This is a genomic window from Pseudomonas trivialis (assembly GCF_036864995.1).
Classification (GTDB): domain Bacteria; phylum Pseudomonadota; class Gammaproteobacteria; order Pseudomonadales; family Pseudomonadaceae; genus Aquipseudomonas; species Aquipseudomonas trivialis.
On sequence record NZ_CP142151.1, the window covers coordinates 5401328 to 5419676 of the forward strand.

General features: G+C 62.1%; 15 protein-coding genes. 10 read left to right on the forward strand and 5 right to left on the reverse strand.

All coding sequences use genetic code 11. The features are described 5' to 3' along the window. The first annotated feature begins 37 nt into the window (after positions 1 to 37). The 3 genes from VRB54_RS24065 to VRB54_RS24075 all read left to right on the forward strand — a co-directional run bounded on the left by VRB54_RS24065 (position 38) and on the right by VRB54_RS24075 (position 5875). On the forward strand, positions 38 to 1015 hold the full coding sequence (locus tag VRB54_RS24065; protein ID WP_338479007.1) for an asparaginase: 978 nt from the start codon (positions 38 to 40) through the stop codon (positions 1013 to 1015). Between the two features lie 94 nt (positions 1016 to 1109). Beyond that, positions 1110 to 1289 (forward strand): hypothetical protein, encoded by a 180-nt coding sequence (locus VRB54_RS24070; RefSeq protein WP_338479008.1) that lies wholly within the window; start codon positions 1110 to 1112, stop codon positions 1287 to 1289. Further along, entirely contained in the window at positions 1286 to 5875 is a 4590-nt protein-coding gene (locus VRB54_RS24075; RefSeq protein ID WP_338479009.1) for a dermonecrotic toxin domain-containing protein, read from the forward strand. The genes VRB54_RS24070 and VRB54_RS24075 overlap by 4 nt, the downstream gene beginning before the upstream one ends. Here VRB54_RS24075 and VRB54_RS24080 read toward each other — a convergent pair. After that, entirely contained in the window at positions 5872 to 7422 is a 1551-nt protein-coding gene (locus VRB54_RS24080; protein WP_338479010.1) for a PLP-dependent aminotransferase family protein, read from the reverse strand. The genes VRB54_RS24075 and VRB54_RS24080 overlap by 4 nt on opposite strands. 91 nt (positions 7423 to 7513) lie before the next feature. Between VRB54_RS24080 and VRB54_RS24085 the strand changes: the two genes are divergently transcribed. Genes VRB54_RS24085 through VRB54_RS24095 form a run of 3 tightly spaced genes read left to right on the forward strand, consistent with a single transcriptional unit; the run spans position 7514 to position 9277 of the window. Continuing rightward, on the forward strand, positions 7514 to 8152 hold the full coding sequence (locus tag VRB54_RS24085; RefSeq protein ID WP_338479011.1) for an FMN-binding negative transcriptional regulator: 639 nt from the start codon (positions 7514 to 7516) through the stop codon (positions 8150 to 8152). Continuing rightward, positions 8149 to 8595 carry a GNAT family N-acetyltransferase gene (locus VRB54_RS24090; RefSeq protein ID WP_338479012.1) on the forward strand — a complete coding sequence of 149 codons (447 nt, stop codon included), beginning with the start codon at positions 8149 to 8151 and terminating at the stop codon, positions 8593 to 8595. Before VRB54_RS24085 ends, VRB54_RS24090 begins: the two co-directional genes overlap by 4 nt. 10 nt (positions 8596 to 8605) lie before the next feature. Then, complete coding sequence (locus VRB54_RS24095; protein ID WP_338479013.1) at positions 8606 to 9277, forward strand: GNAT family protein; 672 nt, start codon at positions 8606 to 8608, stop codon at positions 9275 to 9277. 269 nt (positions 9278 to 9546) lie between these two features. Here VRB54_RS24095 and VRB54_RS24100 read toward each other — a convergent pair whose 3' ends face one another. After that, on the reverse strand, positions 9547 to 10449 hold the full coding sequence (locus VRB54_RS24100; protein ID WP_338479014.1) for a homocysteine S-methyltransferase family protein: 903 nt from the start codon (positions 10447 to 10449) through the stop codon (positions 9547 to 9549). 114 nt (positions 10450 to 10563) lie between these two features. On the opposite strand from VRB54_RS24100, the gene VRB54_RS24105 reads away from it, so the two are divergent. The 3 genes from VRB54_RS24105 (at position 10564) to VRB54_RS24115 (ending at position 13584) form a co-directional block, all read left to right on the forward strand. After that, positions 10564 to 11385 (forward strand): ABC transporter substrate-binding protein, encoded by an 822-nt coding sequence (locus tag VRB54_RS24105; protein WP_338479015.1) that lies wholly within the window; start codon positions 10564 to 10566, stop codon positions 11383 to 11385. Next, positions 11382 to 12152 carry an amino acid ABC transporter permease gene (locus tag VRB54_RS24110; RefSeq protein ID WP_338479016.1) on the forward strand — a complete coding sequence of 257 codons (771 nt, stop codon included), beginning with the start codon at positions 11382 to 11384 and terminating at the stop codon, positions 12150 to 12152. Before VRB54_RS24105 ends, VRB54_RS24110 begins: the two co-directional genes overlap by 4 nt. Before the next feature lie 142 nt (positions 12153 to 12294). Continuing rightward, positions 12295 to 13584 carry an autotransporter outer membrane beta-barrel domain-containing protein gene (locus VRB54_RS24115; RefSeq protein WP_338479017.1) on the forward strand — a complete coding sequence of 430 codons (1290 nt, stop codon included), beginning with the start codon at positions 12295 to 12297 and terminating at the stop codon, positions 13582 to 13584. Between the two features lie 84 nt (positions 13585 to 13668). On the opposite strand, the gene oadA is transcribed toward VRB54_RS24115, so the two are convergent. Next, entirely contained in the window at positions 13669 to 15477 is a 1809-nt protein-coding gene (gene oadA, locus VRB54_RS24120; RefSeq protein ID WP_338479018.1) for a sodium-extruding oxaloacetate decarboxylase subunit alpha, read from the reverse strand. Between the two features lie 11 nt (positions 15478 to 15488). After that, on the reverse strand, positions 15489 to 16904 hold the full coding sequence (locus VRB54_RS24125) for an acetyl-CoA carboxylase biotin carboxylase subunit (protein WP_338479019.1): 1416 nt from the start codon (positions 16902 to 16904) through the stop codon (positions 15489 to 15491). Positions 16905 to 17098: 194 nt separating this feature from the next. Between VRB54_RS24125 and VRB54_RS24130 the strand changes: the two genes are divergently transcribed. Further along, positions 17099 to 18073: a LysR family transcriptional regulator gene (locus tag VRB54_RS24130; RefSeq protein ID WP_209986569.1), complete on the forward strand. Its 975-nt coding sequence runs from the start codon at positions 17099 to 17101 to the stop codon at positions 18071 to 18073. Here the strand turns inward: VRB54_RS24130 and VRB54_RS24135 are convergent. Further along, a complete protein-coding gene (locus tag VRB54_RS24135) occupies positions 18003 to 18200 on the reverse strand; it encodes a PA3496 family putative envelope integrity protein (RefSeq protein WP_338479020.1) in 198 nt (65 codons plus the stop codon). The two genes, VRB54_RS24130 and VRB54_RS24135, sit on opposite strands and share 71 nt — an antisense overlap. Positions 18201 to 18349: the final 149 nt, after the last annotated feature.

An 18349-nucleotide genomic window follows, 5' to 3' on the forward strand; every position in this document is an offset into this window, starting at 1 on the left:
GGGGCCCGGCGGCGTTTTTCGTTCAGGAGATTCTTTGATGCAATCAGCCAACAACGTGATAGTGCTCTACACCGGCGGCACCATCGGCATGCAGGCCAGCGCCAACGGCCTGGCACCTGCTTCGGGCTTTGAAGCGCGCATGCGTGAGCAGCTTGCCGATGCGCAAGTGCCCACGTGGTGCTTTCAGGAAATGGCGCCGCTGATCGACAGCGCCAACATGACCCCTGCCTACTGGCAGCGCCTGCGCACCGCGGTGATCGAAGCAACGGACGCCGGTTGCGACGCCGTGCTGATCCTGCACGGCACCGACACCCTGGCCTACAGCGCCGCCGCCATGAGTTTCCAACTGCTGGGCCTGCCGGTGCCGGTGGTGTTCACCGGCTCGATGCTGCCGGCGGGCGTGCCCGACAGCGATGCCTGGGAGAACGTCAGCGGCGCCCTGGCCGCCCTGGGTACAGGCCTGGCGCCGGGTGTGCACCTGCACTTTCACGGCGCGCTACTGGCGCCGACCGCCTGCGCGAAAGTCCGCAGTTTCGGGCGCAATCCCTTTGCAGCCCTCAAGCGTCAGGGCGGCGTGGCACGCGCTACCGCTCTCCCGGCGGCACTGGATTATCGCCAGCCGAAAACCCTGGCCAGCGTCGGCGTGCTGCCGCTGGTGCCGGGCATCGGCGCAGCGCAGTTGGACGGCCTGATCGACAGCGGCATTCACGGGCTGATTCTCGAATGCTTCGGCAGCGGCACCGGCCCCAGCGACAACCCCGACTTCCTCGCCAGCCTCCAGCGTGCGCAGGACAAGGAAATTGTTGTGGTCGCGATCACCCAATGCCATGAAGGCGGCGTGGAACTGGACATCTACGAAGCCGGCAGCCGCCTGCGCGGTGTGGGCGTGCTGTCCGGTGGCGGCATGACCCGCGAAGCAGCGTTCGGCAAGCTCAACGCGCTGCTCGGCGCCGGACTGGATCACGCCCAAGTGCGGCGCCTGGTGGAAGCCAACCTGTGCGGCGAATTGGGCTGAGGCCCGCCCTTACATAATCACCGCCCTCCTGACCGAGCGGTTCCTAGTATGGAAACACCCCAGTTTCCATACTCAGGCTCGTCAGGAGTTTTCCATGGCTTCAACGCTTCCCCCACGCCCCAACCTCGCCGCCGTGCTGCTGCGCGAACAACTGCGCGAGCGCTACCCGACACTGGCCATCGACTCCGAAAACACACTGTTCGGCACCCCTGTGTGGGAGATCGTCGAAGACCAGGTGGTGGCCCGCCCAACAGGCCAAGGAGTGCCTTTATGAACGACCTCGTATTGACCGACAGCGAAACGCTGCTGACGCAATTGACCACCAATCCATCTCTGCGCGAAGTGGCCTCAGGCACTTTGAAAACGGCACTGCACGAGCTGTATCCGACACTGGATATCGACCCGAATCTGGCCATCGTCAGGACCCCGAGATGGACTGTTCTGAATGGCGAACTCATTCCCGAGAAAGCCCTTGGAGAAACCCTCACCGGCGCTCTCATACGCAGTGCAATCGCCCAGGCGCCGGTAACTTACCTCGATAACGAGCACTACCTGGTGAACTTCTCGGGCAGCGCCCGCGACACGCACCTGCCCGTGAAGATCGAAGCGATTGGACGGCTGATCAATGAACTGGCGCCCCTGCTGAATGTGGCGTTCCAGGAGCAACAGCTGGATTTCTGGAACCAGAGTGCAGGCACCGATGGCCCGCGCTGGCGACTGTTGGCCAAGGTACTGCGCGATGTCTGGAACGTGCAGGAAATGGATGACTGGGATGCTGACGACTGCGCCGTGGCCCATCTGGTGTATCACTATCCCGATTACGCTGAGCGTTTGCCACACGACAAATACGCAACTCGCACCTACCTTGTGGACATCGACCGACAAGACGGCACTAACCTCCAGCATGTCTGCCTGTTGTCCACTGCCGTGCTGGTCGCGCGCCACGAGCAGAAAACCATCCTTCTCACGTACTCGATCAACGCCGGGTACGAAAAATTTGCCAGCCTGGAGGACTTCGGCAAAACACTTGCGCCTTATCGAGGCGCCGCCCCCGGAGCGCAACTGCACTGGCGGCTGCTGGAACAGGATGCCAGTTTTTTCGAGTACCAGGCCTTCAGTCTGATCGACCTGCAACTCGATGCCATCAGTGGCATCGACTATTTCGCCACTCAAACAGCGACCCTGCTGTCCACACATAACCTGAATACGCAGGCAACCGGCGCGGTGATCAACCCGTCGAAGCTCGATAACATACGCAACGCATTACCCGACTGGTTGTTGAACGCGGCACAGACCGATCAGACCGCTTACGCGCGCTACATGATGGACCTGGGCAACCTGTCCGTTCAAAACGAGGGCAAGACCTTCACCGATGAACTGCCGTCGATCACCGATTTTGCGCGCCAGGCGCTGCGTACCCAGTTGCTCAGGGACCATCCCGAGGCCACGCAACTGAACCTGGACAAGATAGAGATTACCGTCACCAGCCAGGTGGTCTGGGGCACCGTCGCGATACCCGGCGCCACCCAAACCGAAACCTTCAACCTGATCGAACTCGCCCTGCAGAATCTTGCCGCGCTGCCGCTGGGCAACAAAACCCTGAGCTACCGAAATGGCAGCGCAACGCCGGCCTGGATGACCGTCGCCTACCTGGAGCAACTGATTACCTGGGCCGATATCGGCCGCCACTACCCCGAACAGGTCAACACACGACTGCTCAAAGACCCTGTGCAAACCCAACGCCGTCAACGTCTGTACACCGAGCAATTGCGCCTGCAACTGCCGCTGCTGGCTCTGCAGTACAAGATTCGCCAGGCGTTCGAGCTCGACGAACTGGGTTATCGGTATGTGCGCGCCGTGATGCTCGAAGACGCTGCGCAGCGCCAGGTGGACGGCTATGCAGTGGTCATCCGGCCCATGGCTTTGCGCCCAACGAGGCGGCTGGGCGGCACGGCAGACCGAGTTGAAAATATGTTCATCATCGGCCCGCAGGACTCGAAGAGGGGCCCCTGCCTGCTTTATCAGCCGCTATCCGGCGTCCCCCTGATGCAGTTTCCTTCACCGACCAACCTCCTTTATGCGATCAAACAGGACACTGCGCTGCGCCGGTCGGTCCTCGCCTGGCTGGCGGACGACGTGCGCAACGACTACGCGCAATTCGTCTTCCCAGGCAGCCTACCCTCACCCTGGGTGCTGCCGGAACTGCTCAGCGCGCCCCTGAGTTCGTGGGTGATGAGCGGGCCTGTCGAGCTCGATACCCAGCCGCTGGACGGCGATGTGTTCACAGCGCTTTACGAGGCCAACGCCCGGGCGCTGGTGACATTGGCGGATCGGCAATCGGTTTCGAATGCGCAAGCGCGCTGGGCCAGCTTCAAGCACGCCGGCTGGGTGCTGCTCAACGCGGCATTGCCCTTCATGGGCCGCACGGCAGGCGCGGCGGCGTGGGTCTGGCAACTGGTGGACGACCTGCAGCAAGGCATCGATGCCAAGGAAAGTGGCGACACATCCAAAGAGGTCAGCGCAGCCGTGGATTTTTTCCTGACGCTGGGCATGGCGCTGGCGCTGCACGTCAGCCAGCAGCACAGGCCTGCGGTTGCGCTTGAAAAAACGCCGGCGCCCAAGGCGCCGCTGCCGGCCAAACTGTCGATTATCCAGAAACCGACCCTCGACACCGCTGACCTGACCACCGCCCATGACATAAGCCTGCACACCAGCGGCGCGCTGACGCGCAGTCGTCTCAACCTGGCAGCGACGCTGGACAGTTTCGGCCTGTCCAAGCCCGATGGACTGGGCGAACCCAATGCCACACCGGGTGCCCATATGCATCTTTATCCAAAGGGCCCGAAGTGGTACGCCCCGGTGGCACATCGCTGGTTTGAGGTAACACTGGACGAAAACGATACGGTACTGATCATCGATCCAAAAAACGCGGATCGCCTCGGCCCACCGCTGATCAACAATCGCCTCGGCCAATGGTTCATCGACACCCGCCTGCGCTTGCGCGGCGGCGGGCTGCGCAGCCGACGGCAGAAAGGCCAGCGCCTGAGGCCGCCGAAAATCCATGACCTGCGCGAGCAGCTGGATGCCTTCGATACCCGGCTGGAGCAGCGACGCCAGCAACTGGTGGACCTGCAAGAGGCGATCGAAAAGGCAGCCCCGGCCGATCGTGCACAGGTCCGCAGCACTTACCTAGCGAACGTGACCACTCGCCTTGAAGAATTGGACCTGCCTATCTCCCAGCTTAAATCGCTGAATATCCTCGATACCGTGCCGACTTTTCAGCAGGCCATGCTCGGCTACCTGGGCGATCAGATCATCCTGGCACGCAGTGCCACCGCCGAACAAATGACCCATCTCGAAGAAGATCTGCTGAGCGTCTCTGACTATCTTGACCTTGAAGACGAGCCGGTGCCCCTCACAGCCCTTGAGAATTGTCGCCGTGCCGATGTGTCCACCCAGGCGTTGATAGACCGCATCAGCTACCTCGATGCACACCTCAAGGACGCACGCGCATTGGGCGCCGACGGCGTGCTGTTTGCCGATCAACAGGCTTCGCTCCTGCCCAGGCTGGCTGTGGATAACTTGAAGGCTTTTCGCATCACCCTGGCCCGTTTTCTGTGCTTGAACGAGGGCGCCGCGGCCAATGCTCGCTCGACCCTGAGCCAGATGGTCGACAGGGCAGACCTGGCGGTACAGAGCCTGTGCGAGGCCTTGCAGCCGGACAACCCGGCTACGCTGGACGAGCAGGTTCAGCTGCTCGACAGCCTGGTGGAGCAGTTTGCCGCACTGGATCAAAGCATGGCCGACTTGCCGGCCGACTTCCCGCAGGATGTGCACAGGCCAGCCCTTGACACCCTGCAACAGCTGACCGAGCAGTTCTCTCAACGGGCCACCAAACGACTGGCCAGCCTGTTGCGCGAACGCAAAGCGCTGGAGTCGTTGATTGCCGGCCCGTCCAAGCCTGCACCGCGGCCTCGCACAAGGGTGATCAAGACCCGCTTCAAGGGCGTGGTGGTGGGCGAGGAGCGCCCGTCGCACAGCGGCGAGCCGGATACGCTGGTGGAGGTCAAGCAGCCACTGACCGGGAAGGTGATAGCCCTGTTTCATGAGAAAGACGGCGTGTGGGTCGAACGCCGACGCGTGTCGCCACAGGCTGCACGCGGGGGTGCGCGTGAGGTGGCCGCCAGTATCGCCGGCGCTCAGGAGTTGCTTGATGATGTTGAGCATTTCATCGAACGCACCAAAGGGCTGGCCAGCGACGCACGACGTCTGCCGGTCGAAATCGAAGAACGCTTTCACCGCAAGGCCGACGAGCTGGAGCAGGCCAGCCGCGATATCGACTCGGCATTGACTGCCAGTAACCAGACCGAAAGCGGTTCGCCGTCGGCGGCACTGACCAATCACAGCCTCGACAGTGCCGTCAAACGCCTCTACACAGAGGGTCGCCGGGTCAAGCTGGACATGCTCAAGCGACGCCCACCGACGGCCGCTCATGTCGAACTGCTGTACCGCGAAAAAGAGATCACCATCAACCCGTTGCCGGGTGCACGCAGCAAGCTCGCCGGGCGTCACAAAGGCTACTTGAAAGAATACGAAATCCTCGACGCGCAAAACGCCAATGCGCTGTGGTATGCGCATTTTCACTACAAGGACCTGGTCAGCCCTGAGGAAAGCTACACCGCCGCGCACCTTAAAACCAAGGCACAGCGACGTCTGGGGGGCAAGTATCAGCCACCCGGCCGCGGCGACGAGCGCGACAGCATCGCGGTGTACCGCAGCGAGATAAGCCCGCAACTGGCCCGATCACTGTTTTTCACCCCTCCCGCTGCAGGCGCAGGCGCGCTCCTCCAAGTGCCCTAGCCACCCCAGGCCTGGCGCAGGCGCGCCAGGGCTTGCGCGATCTGCGCCGGGGGCACCGCGGCAAATCCGAGCACCAGCCCGGCACGTTGGTCGGGCGGCGTACTGGAATCGGGTAGCCAGTATTTGCTCAGGCCGGTGATCTCAACCCCCACCGCCTCGGCCTGTGCCAGCAATTGCTGCTCACGGACGAGGCTCTCCACACGAACGCTGAGGTGCAGGCCAGCGGCGACTGTGGGCAGGCAGTTCACGCCTGGCAATGGGCCCGGCCAGCCGCTGAGCAGCGCATCACGGCGGCTGAGGGCGGCGCGGCGCATGCGCCGGATGTGCCGCTGGAAATGCCCTGCCGCCATGAAATCGGCCATTACCACCTGGGTGCTGACCTCCGAGTGGCGCATGTCGACGGCACGGCGTCGGGAGAACGGTTGCACCAGACCTGGCGGCAGCACCAGGTAGCCCAAACGCAATGCCGGGAAGGCCACCTTGCCGAAGGTGCCGACATAGAGCACGCGCCCGCTGCGGTCCAACGCCGCCAACGGCGCCAGGGGGGCGCCGCTGTAGCGGTATTCGCCGTCGTAATCGTCCTCGATCACCCAACCGCCGGTACGCTCGGCCCAGGCCAGCAGTTCCAGACGTCGCGCCAGACTCATCACCACGCCCAGCGGGTATTGATGGGCCGGGGTGACATAGACCAGGCGGCAATGCTCAAGGGCATTGAGCGCACCACAGTCGATACCTTCGCTGTCCACCGCCACGCCGTGCAATCGGCCACCAGCCACGGCAAACGCACGGGCGGCGGCCTGGTAGCCCGGATTTTCGATGGCAACCGAGGCACCCGGCTCCACCAGCAGCTGTGCACAAAGGCTGATGGCCTGCTGCGCGCCATTGGTGATCACTATTTGCTCAGCCGTGCAGTGCAAGCCACGGGCACTGCGCAGGTAGGCAGCGATCAAGCCGCGTAGACGCAGATCCCCTGCCGGGTCGCCATAGCAGAGCTGTTGCAGGTCCGGGCTGCGCCAGAAAGCCGCGCTCAGCTTGGCCCACACCTCGAAAGGAAACAGATCGAATGCCGGCACGCCCACACGAAACGCACGCGGTGGGCCGCTGGGCGAGTGTGCCAGGTGGTGGTTTTGCACGCGCTCCAATGCGCTGCTGTGGATAACTTGAGCGCAGGCAGCAGGCGCTAGATCTGCACAATTTGTGGATAAAGCTGTGGGTAAGCCTGTTGATAAGCCTGTGGACACTTTTGTGGATAGTTTTTTTGCTGGCGTGACTGCACGCGGTAACCGGGCCACGTAGGTGCCGTCTCCGACCCGCGTTTCGATGAAGCCTTCGGCATACAACTGGTCGTAAGCGCGCACCACGCTGTTGCGGGAAATCCCGAACACTGCCGCCAGGTCGCGACTGGCCGGCAGCCGCGTGCCGCTGACCAAACGTCCATCCAGAACTCGCTGGCGCAGAGCCTGATACAACTGGCGAGTCAGGCCCTGGCGACGGTCCAGTTCGATACCGATGGGGTTGAACGACAGAGGCGGCTCGATGGCGGGCATGGCATTGGACCTATCAAATGGGTCGGAGATGGCTCTTACAACGAACCATTAGCCTGCCTAGGATGCAGGCATTCGCCAAGGAAAAACTTTCATGTACACACCCCGCGCCTTCGCCGTCGATGATCTGCCCGAACTCCAGCAATGGATCCGCCAAACCCGTCTGGCACAGTTGGTGACGTTCGGTGAGCAAGGCCTGCTGGCCAGCCATCTTCCGCTGCTGCTCAACCCCGATGAGAGCCCTAATGGCACGCTCTATGGGCATTTGGCCAGGGCCAATCCCCAGTGGCGCGAACTGCAAAATGGCGCCGAGGCTCTGGTGATCTTTGCCGGTGCCGACGCCTATATCAGTCCGTCGTTCTATCCGGCCAAGGCCGAGCACGGCAAAGTGGTGCCGACCTGGAACTACCTGGCGGTGCACGCTTACGGCAAAGCCGAGGTGTTCAACGATGCGGCGCGCCTGCTCAATGTGGTCACGGCCTTGACTGATCGCCACGAGGCCCGGCGCGAACAGCCATGGCAAGTCAGCGACGCGCCGGCCGACTATATTGACGGCATGCTCAAGGCCATCGTCGGCTTCGCGCTGCCCATCGAACGCCTGATCGGCAAACGCAAACTCAGCCAGAACCGCAGCCCGGCCGACATCGCCGGCGTACGCGAGGGCCTGGCGGCCAGCGACGATGTGGGTGACCAAACCGTGTCCCGCCTTATTCCCCAGGGAGTCTCAGAATGAGCCCGATCGATATCCGCCGCGTCACTGCCGCCGACCACGACGCCTGGCTGCCGCTATGGCAGGCGTATCTGAAGTTCTACAACACCGAGCTGCCGCAGGCCGTCAGCCACAGCACCTGGCAACGCCTGATCGACCCCGACGAACCGACCCATTCAGCGTTGACCTGGCAGGATGGCGAGGCAGTGGGCATGGTCAACTTCATCTACCATCGCTCCAACTGGAGCATCGAAAACTCCTGCTACCTGCAGGACCTGCTGGTGGCCCCGTCCCAACGTGGCACCGGTGTGGGCCGCAAGTTGATCGAATTCGTATATGCCACCGCCAGGGCCGACGGCTGTGCCAAAGTGCACTGGTTGACCCATGAGACCAATGCCACGGCGATCCAACTCTACGAACGTATCGCCGAACGCCCAGGCCTCATCCAATTTCGCCAAGCCCTTTAAGGAGCGCCGCATGTCCACTTCCCTCCCCGACTGGAAAGGCGTCCAGGCGCCTGCCGTGCAACGGCTCGACGGGCGTTTCATCCACCTGGAAAAACTCGACCCGGCGCAGCATGGCGACGACCTGTTCGACGCGCTGCAAGGCCCCGGCGCCGACCCCAGGCTGTGGGATTACTTGCCCTACGGCCCGTTCCCCGAGCGCGGCGCCTTCGATGCCTGGCTGGACAATCATGCCGCGCACAGCGACCCGTATTTTTTCACTGTGATCGACCGCGCGAGCGCCCGCGCCCAGGGCATCCTCAGCCTGATGTCGATCGTGCCCGAACACGGGCGCATCGAAATCGGCCACGTCACCTTCGGCGCACCGATGCAACGCTCGCCCAAAAGCACCGAGGCGGTGTACCTGCTCGCCAGGCACGCGTTCGACCTGGGCTATCGCCGGCTGGAATGGAAATGCAACAACGCCAACGACCGCTCCCGCTACGCAGCCGAACGGTTGGGATTCAGTTTTGAGGGGGTGTTCCGCCAGCATTCGGTGATCAAGGGCCACAACCGCGATACTGCGTGGTATTCGATCATCGACTCGGAGTGGCCGACGGTGGGTGCAGGATTTGAAGCGTGGTTGTCAGAGGCCAACCAGTCAGGCGCCGGCCAACTGAAAACCCTGGCCGAGTGCCGGGCCTGAACACAACACGGGAGGGGGCTTGCTCCCTCTTGTTAGACACAAATAACTTGTCGATTTTAGCCTGGAGTTTCAGGCAGCCACACTCCTGTGGCGAGCGGGCTTGCCCCGCGTTGGGCTGCGCAGCAGCCCCAAAACCATGCTCCGCGCAGTGTCAGGTACACCGCGTTTTATTCAATTAGGGGCGCTTCGCACCCCAACGCGGGGCAAGCCCGCTCGCCACAAAAAGCCCGCTCGCCACCCAGCCTCCTGGATTTTCAGCCTGTGGTGAATCAGCGATTCAGTTGCTCGGCCAACACCGCAATATGCTCCGGCCCGATCCCGCAGCAGCCGCCCAGGTGGCTCGCGCCCCGTGCCTGCCAATCGGCGGCCCAGTGCAGGTAGCCCGGTGGGTCGAGGTCGTCGCGCAACGGGTCCAGGCCGTCGTTGGCCGTGGCTTCCTTGGGTTGCGGCGGGAAAGCATTAGCGTAGGCGCCGATCTGGATCGCTGCCCCCAGGCGCTCGAAGGTGTGGCGGGCGGCATCAATCGCTGCGCCGATCACTTCCGGTTGGCTGCAGTTGAACAGCAGCACCTGCACGCCCAGCTGCACCGCCGCCTCGGCCGCCTCCGCCACCGGCTCGCCGGAGCGCAGGCGCGGGACGTCGTCGGTGTCTTCATCCTTCAAGGTAAACGACAGCCAGAACGGTTTGCCGTCCTGCGGCAATCCGGCATGAATCGCCCGCGCCTCGACGATTGAGCTCTGGGTTTCCGCCAGCCAGAGATCCACATGGGGCGCCAGACCCTGCACCAACGGGCTCAGCAGTTCGTTCACACGCTCGGCCTGGAACAGATCCGGGCGGTAAGACCCGAACAGCGGCGGCAGCGAGCCGGCCACGCGCACGGCCTTGCCCGAAGCGTCCACCGCCCGCCGCGCCAGTTCTCCGGCGAGGGAGGCCAGTGCCTGGCCTTCCTGGGCAAACCGCGCTTCACCGATATGAAACGGCACTACCGCGTAGCTGTTGCTGGTAATCACGTTGGCGCCGCTGTCGATATACGCCGCGTGCACCGCCTCTACCGCTTGCGGCGCCTCGCTCAAGGCCAGTGCCGACCACTCCGGCTGGCGAAACGGCGCGCCACGGCGTTGCAGTTCGCGGCCCATGCCGCCATCAAGAATGACTGTGCTTGCTGTGCCCATATGCTTTTTACTCATATGCTTATGAAAATAACTCACTATGAGAGTCGTTCTTATAACTATTTAATGCGTACCATTCGGTTAATAACAACCTCTTTTTTATTCAGGTGTTCAATTTTGAAAATCAAACCGCTGCTCGCCCTGGGCCTGACACTGCTGGCTGCCTCCACCCAGGCCTTTGGTGGCGCCACTCTGGACCGCATCGAGCAAAAGCAGGAACTGGTCGGCGTGCTGATGGAAAGCTACCCGCCGTTCTCGTTTCTCAATGACCAGAATCAGCTCGACGGTTTCGACGTGGATGTGGGCAAGGCCGTGGCGCAGAAACTGGGGGTGAAACTGCGCCTGGAAACCCCCTCGTGGGACGTGATCGCCGCCGGCCGCTGGAGCGGGCGCTATGACATTTGCATCTGCTCCATGACCCCGAGCAAGGCACGCGCCGAGGTGTTCGACTTCCCGGTGGAGTACTACGCCTCGCCTGCCGTGATCGTGGTTAATGCCAAGGATGACCGCATCCACGAGGCCAAGGACCTGAGCGGCAAGAAAGTCGGCCTCACCAGTGCCTCCAGCTACGAAAGCTACCTGAACAAGAACCTGGTGATCGAAGGCGCCGAAGACACGCAGTTGCAATACCCGTTCGAAGACGTGCAGATCGCACCGTACGATACCGACAACGTGGCCTTCCAGGACCTGGGCCTGGGCGCCGGTGTGCGCCTGGATGCGATCCTCACCAACCTGGTCACCGCCCAGCCACGCCTGAGCCAGGACAAGCGCTTCAAGCTGGCCGGCGCGCCGCTGTATTCGGAGCCCAACTCGGTGGCCATCGAGAAAGGCGACCCGCAGTGGGACAGCAAGGTGCGTGAGGTCTTCGCCCAGCTCAAACAGGACGGCACCTTGAGCAAGCTGTCGCAAAAATGGATCGGCGCCGACATCAGCCAATGAGTTTTCGCACACGGCTTTACCTGACCTGGGCAGCGCTGTTCATCCTGTTTGCGAGTTTTTTCCTGAGCTTCGACCTGAAGTTTTCGATCATCCTCGACAAGCTGCCCAACCTGGTCGGCCTGCACCTGGCGCCCAACGGGTTCCTGCAAGGTGCCGCGCTCACGCTTTTCCTGTGCCTGTGCTCGATGCTGGCATCGTCGGTGCTGGGATTTGTCACGGCCCTGGGGCGCCTGTCGAAAAGCGCGGTGGCGTTTGGCATCGCCAGTTTCTACGCGTCGTTCTTTCGCGGCACGCCGCTGCTGATCCAGATTTTGCTGATCTACCTGGGTCTGCCGCAGCTGGGCCTGGTGCCGGGCGCCATCGTTGCCGGGATCATTGCGCTGTCGCTCAACTATGGCGCCTACCTGAGCGAGATTTTCCGCGCCGGCATCCTCGGCGTAGCCCACGGACAACGCGAGGCCGCACTGGCTCTGGGCATGCGCGACAGTGCAATCTTCTGGCACGTCACCCTGCCCCAGGCCATGCGCACCATCATCCCGCCGGCGACCAACCAGTTCATCTCGATGCTCAAGGACTCGTCGCTGATCTCGGTGATGGGGGTGTGGGAAGTGATGTTCCTCGCGCAGTCCTACGGCCGCTCCAGCTACCGCTACATCGAGATGCTCACCACCGCGGCGATCATCTACTGGGTGATGTCCCTGGCACTGGAGTTGATCCAGGCGCGCATGGAGCGGCACTTCGGCAAGGGGTATGTGCGGCGCGGTTGAAGCGCTTCAGTGTTGGGAATGAAGTGTTTTTAATCGCCGCCAAGTAAAGACAACTCCCGCAAAACAGCAGTCGCCAGCCTGACATTTATCATCAGCCCATCTCGCTAAATTCCCGGCCTCATTTATCAGAGGTTGGGATTACATGCTTCTTACACCCCACAGATTTGCCCTGGTCATGGCGCTTGCGATCAGCACGGTCAGCCTTTCACCCGCCTATGCGCGAGGTGAGTTCGACTACTTGCACCACCACTCGCAACCCGACGACATAGAGGATGCCGAGTGGTATGAAGTGCCTAAAGTCGACACACCGCTGGTGAACGGTTATCTGATCCAGAAGGCCACGTCTTACAACGGCTTGCAGCTTGCTGCCGTGCTTGATCCCGCGCTCACCAAGCTGATGGACGCGGAACTGACATCGGAGAAGGAAAAAGAACTGGAAACAATCGCTGACGCCCTCACCCGGGACCCCGGAGGAATGGGTGCCGCCCTTGAACAACTGGCCGGCAGCCAGAACGCCAATCTCGCCGCAGCCACTCAAAACACCACGCAGCAGCTTGGCAGCCAGCTGCTTTCAACCCTGCACGCATTGCCCGACACCGATGAGGGCCACTTCTGGACCAAAGGCGTGCGCAATGAAGGTCGCCTGGCCAGGCAAGGCGGCAGCGCCGGTCTGAGCACCGACTCCCAAGGCTTGATGCTGGGCGCCGATTGGGCACTGGACCAAGCCTGGCGCGTCGGCATGATGGGCGCAAAAACCAGCAGCCGCTTCAACACCCAACGCTTCAACGCCGACCTCGACAGCTGGCACCTGGGTGGCTACGCGGTGCGCCAGGACGGTCCCATGGCCCTGCGCCTGGGAGGCATCTACAGCCGCCATGCCGGCACCAACAAGCGCCGCATTCAACTGCTCGACTATGAGGAACAACTCAAGGGGAGCTACGACGCCCAGAGCCAAACCCTCTTCTCTGAGCTGGGCTACCAGTTGGGCAGCGCGGGTTTCAGCGCCGAGCCGTTCATCGGGCTGGGCTACCAGCGCTATCATCGCGACAGCTTCAAGGAGCGCGGCGGTCTGGCCGCGCTGAACGTCGGCTCGCAAACCCAGCAAAACCTGAACAGCACCGTTGACCTGCGCCTGGCGACGGAGTATCGGTTCGATCACCAGGTCAGCCTCACTCCCCACCTCAGCACCCGCTGGAAACACCTCTACGGCGCGGTTGACAGCCAGGTGCGTCAGTCCTATCGCCACACCCCGGGGCTGATTGACGACTTCACCATCACCGGCACCTCGCTCGACCGCGACAGCCTGGAATTGCAAGCCGGTCTGGACCTTGCGCTGTCTGCGCAACACACCGTCGGCCTGAACTACAGCGGCCAGGCCGGTACCCACAGCCGTAACCAGGGCCTGATGGGGCAGTGGACGATGAGTTTTTAAGCGCCGCGGCCGCCAAATTACAGGCAAAAAAAGGGGAGCACCTGCTCCCCCGAGGATTAAACGGTAGCGGTCGAAGGCTGTGGGTCAGCCTTCGATTTCAATCAGAATTTCGCCCGGATTGACCCGGTCGCCCTTGGCCACATGAACAGCGCTCACCTTGCCGGCAATCGATGCCTGCACTTCGGTTTCCATCTTCATGGCTTCGGTAATCAGTACCGCCTGGCCGGCCTTGACCACGTCGCCTTCCTTGACCAGCACATCGACGATATTGCCCGGCATTGCCGTGCTGACGTGCCCTGGCTCGGTAGCGTGCTTGCGCTTGCTGCCGCCGCTGCTGACAAAGTCGTTGAGCGGTTCGAACACCACTTCTTCGGGCATGCCGTCGATGGACAAGTAAAAGTGGCGCTTGCCTTCGGCCTTCACGCCCACACCAGTGATGTCCACGCGGTAGCTTTCGCCATGCACGTCGATCACGAACTCGGTCGGCACGCCCTCACCGCCTGCACGGGCCACGCCGCCAGCTTCAGGGATCGGCAGCAGCACTTCCGGCGCCAGGGTGCCGGCGTCGCGCTCTTCGAGGAACTTGCGACCGATATCCGGGAACATGGCGTAGGTCAGCACGTCTTCTTCGGACTTGGCCAACGCCCCGATTTCGCCGCGCAGCTTGGTCATTTCAGGTTTGAGCAAATCAGCCGGGCGTACGTCGATCACGTCTTCGCTGCCGATGGCCTGGCGGCGCAGCTTCTCGTTCACGGTGCCGGGCGCCTTGCCGTAGCCGCCTTGCAGGTAGAGCTTCACTTCGTTGGTGATGGTCTTGTAGCGCTCGCCGGCCAGCACGTTGAAGAACGCCTGGGTGCCGACGATCTGCGAGGTCGGCGTGACCAGCGGCGGGAAGCCCAGGTCCTCACGCACACGCGGGATTTCGGCCAGCACTTCGCTCATGCGATTGAGGGCGCCCTGCTCTTTCAATTGGTTGGCCAGGTTGGAAATCATCCCGCCCGGCACCTGGTTGACCTGCACGCGGGTATCGACGGCGGTGAATTCGCTTTCGAACTGGTGGTACTTCTTGCGCACCGCATAGAAGTACAGGCCGATTTCCTGCAGCAGTTCCAGGCTCAGGCCGGTGTCGAATTCGCTGCCTTTAAGCGCGGCGACCATCGACTCGGTGCCCGGATGGCTGGTGCCCCAGGCGAAGCTGGAGATCGCGGTGTCGATGTGGTCAGCACCGTTTTCGATGGCCTTGAGTTGGCACATCGCAGCCAGGCCGGCGGTGTCGTGGGAGTGGATGAAAATCGGCAGGTTCTGCTCGGCTTTCAGCGCCTTGACCAGTTCGCCGGTGGCGTAGGGGGTCAGCAGGCCGGCCATGTCCTTGATCGCAATCGAGTCGCAACCCATGGATTCCAGCTGCCTGGCCTGAGCCACGAACGCTTCGACGGTGTGCACCGGGCTGGTGGTGTAGGCGATGGTGCCCTGGGCGTGTTTGCCGGCGGCTTTGACTGCTTCGATGGCCACGCGCAGGTTACGCACATCGTTCATGGCGTCGAAGATGCGGAATACGTCGATGCCGTTGACGGCAGCCTTGGCCACGAACGCCCTGACCACGTCGTCGCTGTAATGGCGATAGCCCAGCAGGTTCTGCCCGCGCAACAGCATCTGAAGGCGCGTATTGGGCAACGCGGCGCGCAGTTGGCGCAGGCGCTCCCACGGGTCTTCTTTCAAAAAGCGCACGCAGGCGTCGAAGGTCGCGCCGCCCCAGACTTCCAGGGACCAGTAGCCGACTTTATCGAGCCTGTCGCAGATCGGCAGCATGTCTTCGGTGCGCATGCGCGTGGCCAACAGCGATTGGTGGGCGTCGCGCAGGATGGTGTCGGTTACAAAGATTTTCTTGGACATTGTTGTATTCCTCACAGGCCTGCGTGGGCGGCGATGGCGGCGGCGATGGCCAGGGCCAGCTCTTCGGGTTTGCGCTTGATCGAGTAGTTGGTCAGCTCAGGGTGACTTTCCACAAAGCTTGTATTGAACTGGCCGCTGCGGAATTCCGGGTTACGCAGGATTTCCTGGTAATAGGCGGCGGTGGTCTTCACGCCCTGCAGGCGCATGTCGTCCAAGGCACGCAGGCCGCGGTCCATGGCTTCTTCCCAGGTGAGCGCCCATACCACCAGTTTCAGGCACATGGAGTCGTAGAACGGCGGGATGGTGTAGCCGGTGTAGATCGCCGTGTCGGTGCGCACGCCAGGGCCGCCGGGTGCGTAATAACGAGTGATCTTGCCGAAGCTGGGCAGGAAGTTGTTCTTCGGGTCTTCGGCGTTGATGCGAAACTGCAACGCGAAACCACGGTGCTGGATGTCTTCCTGCTTCACCGACAGTGGCAGGCCCGAAGCGATGCGGATCTGCTCGCGGACGATATCGATGCCGGTGATTTCTTCGGTGATGGTGTGTTCCACCTGCACCCGGGTGTTCATCTCCATGAAATACACTTCGCCCTCGGCGAGCAAAAACTCCACGGTGCCGGCGTTCTCATAGCCCACAGCTTTGGCGGCGCGCACCGACAGGTCGCCGATGTAAGCGCGCTGCTCAGGGGTGAGCTGAGGGCTGGGGGCAATTTCGATGAGCTTTTGGTTGCGGCGCTGGATCGAGCAATCGCGCTCGAACAGGTGCACCACGTTGCCAAAGCTGTCACCGAGGATCTGTGCCTCGATGTGCTTGGGATTGACGATGCATTTTTCCAGGAACACTTCTGCCGAACCGAAAGCCTTGGTGGCCTCGGAGATCACGCGGGGGAAGGCTTGTTCGAGTTCTTCACGGCTGTTGCACCGACGAATGCCGCGCCCGCCGCCGCCGGACGTGGCCTTGAGCATCACTGGGTAACCGATGCGATCGCCCTCGGTGAGGGCCTCGGCGATGTCGGCGACGTTGCCTTCGGTGCCGGGGGTAACCGGCACGCCGGCCTTGATCATGCTGCGGCGTGCTTCGGTCTTGTCGCCCATGCGGCGGATAACTTCAGCCGAAGGGCCTATGAACTTGATGCCACGTTCGGCGCAGATGTCCGCCAGTTCGGCATTTTCCGACAGGAAGCCGTAGCCGGGGTGCAGCGCGTCGCAACCCGTCTCCACGGCCAGGTTCACCAGCTTGCGCGGGTTGAGATAACCAGCCAGGGGCTCGGCACCAATGCTGTGGGCTTCGTCGGCACGTTTGACGTGCAGCGCATGGCGGTCGGCATCGGAAAACACTGCGACCGAACGAATGCCCATCTCGGCACAGGCACGCACGATGCGGACGGCAATTTCCCCACGGTTGGCGATCAGGATCTTTTTTATCACTTGGAAATTCCCTTGAGCCGATTGCTGCGTCTTCGACCCGATGAAGCGGGGCCGACGCGTGACCAAATGTTTCATGACAGTCGCGAGACACACACTAAGCCGCCGGAGGGATTAACAAAAATCAATAATTATTGGGCTGTGTATAAGTAAAGACTTATAGTCACTTCATCAGGGTTGGCCGAGGTGATTTAAAAATGCGTAAGTCATTGATGCGACTGACATTGCGTCAGCTGCAAATCTTCAATGAGGTGTGTGATCTGCGGTCCTACAGCCGGGCAGCCGAGGAAATGTCCCTCACACAACCGGCCGTCAGCCTGCAAATTCGCCAGATTGAGGAGCTGATTGGCCAGCCGCTGTTCGATTATGTCGGCAAAAAGCTCTACATGACGGAGGCCGCCGAAGCCCTGCAGCGGGCCAGCCGCGATATTTTCGGGCGCCTGGAGAACCTCGACATGCAGCTGTCGGACATGCAAGGGTCGCTGCAGGGCCAGCTGAAACTGGCGGTGGAGTCCAGCGCCAAGTATTTCGTGCCGCACCTGTTTGCCGCCTTCAAGCGCCAGCATCCGGAAGTGCAACTGCACCTCACGGTGGTGAACCGCGCGCAGGTCATTCGCAGGCTGTCGGACAACCGTGACGACCTGGTGATCATGTCCATGGTGCCTCAGGACATGGGCCTGGAATTTCTGCCTTTCCTCAACAACCCGATTGTGGCGGTGGCGCCCCCGGATCATCCGTTGAGCCTCAAGGGCCCGCTGCGCCTGCAGGACCTGGAACCTTACACGCTGCTGCTGCGCGAACCGGGCTCCGGCACGCGGATGGCCTGTGAGGAGTACTTCAAGGAAAAACGCGTGCACTTCACCCAGACAGTAGAGGTGGCTTCGGCCGAGGCGCAACGCGAATGCGTGTGCGCCGGGCTCGGCGTGGCGCTGCTGACGCGCCATGCGGTCAACATGGAACTGGCCACCGGCGGGCTCAGGGAGCTGCCGGTGGAGGAACTGCCGCTGTACCGCAGCTGGTGCCTGGTGCAGGCCAAGGCCAAGCGCCTGTCACCGGTGGCCCATGCCTTCCTGGGCTTTATCCGCAGCGAGCGGTTGCAGATCAGCGCGCTGGCTGAGCGCTTCGCTGGGCGGCCGCGGGTGCCTGCCAATGCAGTTCCGGGTAGTCACTGATGCTCTGCAGCAGTTGACGCTGGTCGCAACGGTCTTCAATCGCGCGACGGAACGCCATGCGGCGCTGGTCTTCCTGCTGACGACGGGTTTTGACGGAGCTGCTGCTTTCTTCGTAGTGCCGGGCCATTTCGAGTCTCCCAATGCGAGTACGGGAGCTCAGGATGGTCCTGGGGGATGACGCGGCGATGACAGCCTGATGAAGATTTTGGGCACGCAGGAGATGCAAATGTGGGAGGGGGCTTGCTCCCGATGGCAGTGGGTCAGTGTCAGATGAGC